The 5,996-nt window shown below is 61.3% G+C and carries 7 protein-coding genes; all 7 read left to right on the forward strand.

The features are described from left to right. Positions 1-311, forward strand: a 311-nt coding sequence (locus QOC89_RS09490; protein ID WP_323044788.1) for a S1 RNA-binding domain-containing protein, incomplete at its 5' end; no start/stop codon positions are given. Positions 312-343: 32 nt separating this feature from the next. Beyond that, positions 344-670 carry an integration host factor subunit beta gene (locus QOC89_RS09495; protein WP_028200079.1) on the forward strand — a complete coding sequence of 109 codons (327 nt, stop codon included), beginning with the start codon at positions 344-346 and terminating at the stop codon, positions 668-670. 378 nt (positions 671-1,048) lie between these two features. Next, positions 1,049-1,342, forward strand: a complete 294-nt coding sequence (locus tag QOC89_RS09500) for a LapA family protein (protein WP_179733568.1) — start codon at positions 1,049-1,051, stop codon at positions 1,340-1,342. A gap of 69 nt (positions 1,343-1,411) precedes the next feature. Beyond that, positions 1,412-2,587, forward strand: a complete 1,176-nt coding sequence (gene lapB / locus QOC89_RS09505; RefSeq protein ID WP_323044789.1) for a lipopolysaccharide assembly protein LapB — start codon at positions 1,412-1,414, stop codon at positions 2,585-2,587. Between the two features lie 126 nt (positions 2,588-2,713). Then, positions 2,714-4,129, forward strand: a complete 1,416-nt coding sequence (locus QOC89_RS09510) for a UDP-glucose/GDP-mannose dehydrogenase family protein (RefSeq protein ID WP_323044790.1) — start codon at positions 2,714-2,716, stop codon at positions 4,127-4,129. After that, entirely contained in the window at positions 4,083-5,090 is a 1,008-nt protein-coding gene (rfaE1, locus tag QOC89_RS09515) for a D-glycero-beta-D-manno-heptose-7-phosphate kinase (protein WP_323044791.1), read from the forward strand. The genes QOC89_RS09510 and rfaE1 overlap by 47 nt, the downstream gene beginning before the upstream one ends. 114 nt (positions 5,091-5,204) lie before the next feature. Next, a partial coding sequence (gene rfaD / locus QOC89_RS09520; protein WP_323044792.1) for an ADP-glyceromanno-heptose 6-epimerase occupies positions 5,205-5,996 on the forward strand: 792 nt, incomplete at its 3' end.

Consider the following 5,996-nt stretch of genomic DNA (forward strand, 5'->3'; position numbering starts at 1 on the left):
CGGTGGACGCGAAGGGTGCAGTGGTTCAGCTGTCGGCGGAAGTCGAAGGCTACCTGCGCGCTTCGGAAATCGCACAAGACCGCGTGGAAGATGCTCGCAACGTGCTGAAGGAAGGCGACAAGGTCAACGCGATGATCATCAACATCGATCGCAAGTCGCGTGGCATCAACCTGTCGGTCAAGGCCAAGGATTCGGCTGAGCAACAGGAAGCGATCCGTGGCCTGGCTTCGTCGGATTCGAACTCGGCTGCTACCGGCACGACGAACCTCGGCGCGCTGCTGAAGGCCAAGCTCGACGGCCAGAACCAGTAAGCCTTGAGTTTTCTTGAGAGGTCTGCTGCAGTATGACCAAATCGGAATTGGTCGCCCAGCTGGCTACGCGATTTCCGCAGCTTGTACTTAAAGATGCGGATTTCGCGGTGAAGACGATGCTTGATGCGATGTCGGAGGCACTTGCCAACGGTCATCGCATTGAAATTCGTGGCTTCGGCAGCTTCGGCCTTAATCGTCGTCCCTCCCGCGTCGGGCGTAATCCGAAGTCGGGCGAGAAGGTGCTGGTACCTGAGAAGTACGTACCGCACTTCAAGCCGGGCAAGGAATTGCGCGAGCGGGTAGATCGACGTTCGGGCGAGCCGCTGAAGGCCGATGAGCCGGATGACGACGACCTGTAAATGCTTCGCTGCGTGTTAGCAGCGTGGCATTGGTAGCGTCAGCGGCCAAAGCCAGACGGCAAAAGACCAGAAAAAGCGCCTTCGGGCGCTTTTTTTTCGTCCGTCGTTTTCATTCGTCGCTGTTGTCAGTGGTGCTTTTCACCGGTAGCTTTGACGAGGTGGCCTCTGTACGCATGCAGCGTATCTTCAAAATCCAACACGTCTGCGCAGGCCGCCACCCGCAGCAGGATCACCCTCGCGCAAGTCCTCAATCAGCCAGTTCCTGCCCAGCCGCGAGGGCTTCAATTACAATACGGGTCACTTCGGCGCGGGCAACACCGTGGCGCGACGCGTCATCAGGCCGGCGTCACCCCGCAACTGCCGTCAAGAGACCTATTCATGAAATTTATCGTCTGGCTGATCCGTGTGCTGGTGTTCGTGCTCCTGCTGGTGCTCGCACTCTCCAATACACAACCTGCTACGTTGAATTTCCTCGCCGGCTACGCGTGGTCGGCGCCATTGATTCTGATTGGCCTCGCGTTCTTCGTGGTGGGGCTGCTGGCCGGGCTGGTGTCGTCGGTGCCGGCCATGGTGCGCCTGCGCATGGAGAATGGCCGGCTCAAGCGCGAGCTACGGGTGGCGCGTGAAGCCCCCGTGGTGGTCGAACAACCGCCCATGCCGCCGCTGATCTAAGTTGTCTTCTGCCGTGCTTCCGAGGCGCGGCTTTCCGTTTACGCTGTCCCGCACATTTGCATTAATCGCATGGATCTAGACTTCTGGTGGCTGCTTGTCATACCCGTCGCGTTTGCGTTCGGCTGGATGGCCGCGCGCTACGACCTCAAGACGCTGCTGTCCGAAAGCGCGAACCTGCCGCGTTCATACTTTCGCGGCCTGAATTTCCTGCTCAACGAGCAGCCCGACCAGGCTATCGACGCGTTTATCGAAGTCGTCAAGCTCGACCCGGAAACGATCGAGTTGCACTTTGCGCTGGGGAATCTGTTCCGCCGCCGCGGCGAGACCGACCGCGCGATTCGCGTGCATCAGAACCTGTTGAGCCGTACCGATCTGCCCGTCACCGAGCGCGATCACGCGCTGTATGAACTGGGCCAGGACTTTCTGAAGGCCGGTTTGCTCGATCGTGCGGAAGAGACCTTCCGCTCGCTCGAGACGGGTAATTACGCGCTGGGCGCACAGCGTGCGCTACTGACCATTTACCAGATCGAGAAAGACTGGGTTAAGTCGATCGACATCGCGCGCCACCTGGAAACCATGGGCGCCGAGTCGCTGGACAAGGAAATCGCGCAGTTCCATTGCGAACTCGCCCAGGAAGCGCTTCAGCAGAAGAATGCGGACGAGGCGCGCCGTCAGCTAGGTTTTGCACTGAAGGCGAACCCGACCAACGTACGCGCTACGATTCTGTTCGGCGACGTGGACGCAACGGCGGGTTCGCAAGAGGCGGCGATCGTCCAGTGGCGGCGCGTCGAGGAACAGAATCCCGCCTATCTGCCGCTCGTCGCCGAAAAGCTGATGAAGGCCTATGAGGCGCTCGGCCGTCCTCAGGATGGCGCCGATCTGCTCACTACGTGGGTGGACCGCTATCCGTCGAACGATCTGCTCGACGTCACCTATCAGCACATTGCGGCAATCCGCGGGCCCGACGCCGCTCATGCGCTGGCGCGCTCGCAGATGCAGAAGTCGCCGAATCTGGCGGGCATGACGCGTCTTCTTGAGGCGCAGGAAGCGGTCGCGGAAGAGCCGCGGCGCAGCGAGCTCGAATTGATGCGTACGCTGATCCGCCAGCGCACCAAAAACTTGCCGAGGTATACGTGCCAGAATTGCGGTTTCAGGGCGCGGTTGTTCTATTGGCAGTGCCCGGGTTGCAGCGGTTGGGAAACCTATGCGCCGCGTCGCGTCGAACCGATTACGGCGTCGAACTGAGCGCGCATGCAATCGTGTAGTCGAGCCGCAAAGACGGCGGCCCGCCAGGCGAAGTAGGCCAGGCGGGATCATGACGGCCTTGTTCACTACGAGAAACCCTCACCGGAAACCTCAACCGGAAAGCGTATGAAAATCACCATTATCGGCACGGGCTACGTTGGCCTCGTCACCGGCGCGTGTCTCGCCGAAATCGGCCATGACGTCTTCTGTCTCGACGTCGATCCGCGCAAGATCGAAATCCTCAACAACGGCGGCGTGCCGATCCACGAGCCGGGTTTGCTGGAGATGATCGCCCGTACGCGCAAGGCGCGCCGCATTACGTTTTCGACGGATATCGAAGCGAGCGTGGCGCACGGCGAGGTGCAGTTCATCGCCGTCGGCACCCCGCCCGACGAAGACGGTTCAGCCGACTTGCAATACGTGCTCGAAGCGGCGCGCAACATCGGCCGCACGATGAACGGCTTCAAGGTGATCGTCGACAAATCGACGGTGCCGGTCGGCACGGCGCAGCGCGTGCGCACAGTGGTCGAAGAAGAGCTGGCGAAACGCGGGCTCGCCAATAGCGAGCAGCATCGCTTCTCGGTGGTCTCCAACCCGGAGTTTCTGAAGGAAGGCGCGGCCGTCGACGACTTCATGCGCCCCGATCGCATTGTGCTCGGCAGCGACGAAGACGAAGCCGGCCTGCGCGCGCGCGAACTGATGAAGCGTTTGTACGCGCCGTTCAACCGCAATCACGAACGCACGATGTACATGGACGTGCGTTCGGCCGAATTCACGAAATACGCGGCCAACGCGATGCTTGCCACGCGCATCTCGTTCATGAACGAGATGTCGAATCTGGCGGACCGGGTTGGCGCGGATATCGAAGCGGTGCGTCGCGGTATCGGCTCGGACCCGCGGATCGGCTATCACTTTCTGTATGCGGGTTGCGGTTACGGCGGTTCCTGCTTCCCGAAGGACGTGCAGGCGCTGATCCGTACCGCCAGCGAAAGCGGCCACAATCTGCGCATCCTCGAAGCGGTCGAGGAAGTGAACTACAAGCAGAAAGACGTGCTGGTGCACAAGATCACGGCCAAACTCGGTGAAGATCTGAGCGGTCGTACGTTCGCTGTATGGGGACTCGCATTCAAGCCGAATACCGACGACATGCGCGAGGCGCCGAGCCGTCGCGTGATCGCTGAACTGCTGGCGCGCGGCGCCCAGGTCCGCGCATACGATCCCGTGGCCGTCGCTGAAGCACGCCGCGTGTTCGCGCTCGATCTGCACGATGCACCGGATCAACTCGCGCGTCTGCATTTCACCAGCACCCAGGACGAAACGCTCACCGGTGCCGACGCGCTGGTGGTCGTCACCGAATGGAAGGAATTCAAGAGCCCGGATTTCGTGCACTTGAAATCGGTGCTGAAGTCACCGCTGATTTTCGACGGCCGCAATCTGTACGAGCCGGACGCGATGATCGAACTCGGTATCGACTATCACTCGATCGGACGACCCTATGCCCAGCCCCCTGAATTTCCGGCCGATGTCTCCAGCCATGCCTGAAGCTGCTCAGTCCATGCCTGCGGAGGCACTTACCGTGGTGCCGCGCGAGCGCCTTGGCGCGGCGCGCGTGCTGGTGGTCGGCGACGTGATGCTCGATCGCTACTGGTTCGGCGACGTGAACCGTATTTCGCCGGAAGCGCCCGTACCGGTCGTGCATGTGCAACGCCAGGAAGACCGCCTCGGCGGTGCGGCGAACGTGGCGCGCAATGCGGTTGCGCTCGGCGCGCAAGCGGGTTTGCTATGCGTGGTCGGCCACGACGAACCCGGCGAGCGCATCGTGCAATTGCTTGGCGAAAGCGGTGTCACGCCGCATCTGGAGCGCGATCCGGATCTGCTCACCACCATCAAGCTGCGTGTGCTGTCGCGTCAGCAGCAGTTGCTGCGCGTCGACTTCGAAAACTCGCCGGCGCATGAAGTGTTGCTCGCGGGCCTCGCGCGTTTCGACGACCTGCTACCGTCGCACGACGTGATCCTGATGTCCGACTACGCGAAGGGCGGTCTCACGCACGTCACGCAGATGATCGCAAAGGCGCATGCGGCGGGCAAACCGGTGCTGGTCGATCCGAAGGGCGACAACTGGGAGCGCTATCGCGGCGCCACGCTGATCACGCCGAATCGTGCCGAGTTGCGCGAGGTGGTCGGACAATGGAAATCCGAGGAAGATCTGATCGCGCGCGTCACCAGGCTGCGCGCCGATCTCGAGTTCAACGCGTTGCTGCTGACACGTTCGGAAGAGGGCATGACGCTCTTCTCCGACGACGGCATCCTGCACGCATCGGCCGTTGCACGCGAAGTGTATGATGTGTCGGGCGCGGGCGATACGGTGATCGCCACGCTCGCCGCCATGCTCGGCGCGGGTTTGACGTTGGTCGAGGCGGTCGGGCTCGCGAATCGGGCGGCCGGCATCGTGGTCGGCAAGCTCGGCACCGCCACCGTCACTTACGACGAACTCTTTCATTGACGCGTGCCGCCGGGTTCCCTGCCGCGCGCCCTTAGTGACGCGAGGCAGCTGAATCCGCCGGAATCCTCCGCAAGCAGCGCGGCGTCAACTGAACATCATTACCGCAGGATCATCATGACCCTCATTGTCACCGGCGCGGCCGGCTTTATTGGCAGCAATCTCGTGAAGGCGCTCAATGAGCGCGGTGAACAACGCATCATCGCGGTCGACAATCTCACGCGCGCGGACAAGTTCAAGAACCTCGTCGACTGCGAGATCGACGATTATCTCGACAAGACCGAATTCGTCGAACGCTTCAAGCGGGGCGATTTCGGCAAAGTGCGCGCGATTTTCCACGAAGGCGCCTGCTCGGACACGATGGAAAGCGACGGCCGCTACATGATGGACAACAACTTCCGCTATAGCCGTGAAGTACTGGATGTCTGTCTCGCGCAAAACATCCAGTTTCTGTATGCGTCCTCGGCGGCGACGTACGGTGGCTCGAGCCGCTTCGTCGAAGAGCGCGAAGTCGAGCAGCCGCTGAACGTGTACGGCTATTCGAAATTCCTGTTCGACCAGGTGATTCGCCGCGTGCTGCCTACCGCGAAGAGCCAGATTGCCGGCTTCCGCTATTTCAACGTGTACGGGCCGCGCGAGACCCACAAGGCGCGCATGGCGTCGGTGGCGTTTCATAACTTCAACCAGTTCCGCGCCGAGGGCAAGGTCAAGCTCTTTGGCGAATACAACGGGTATGGCGCGGGTGAGCAGACGCGCGATTTCGTGTCGGTGGAAGACGTGACGAAAGTCAATCTGCACTTCTTCGATCACCCGGAGAAGTCGGGTATTTTCAACCTCGGCACGGGACGCGCGCAGCCGTTCAACGACATTGCGTCAACGGTGGTGAACTCGTTGCGCTCGATTGATGGC

The sequence above is a fragment of the Paraburkholderia sp. genome (genome assembly GCF_034668105.1).
Classification (GTDB): Bacteria; Pseudomonadota; Gammaproteobacteria; order Burkholderiales; family Burkholderiaceae; genus Paraburkholderia.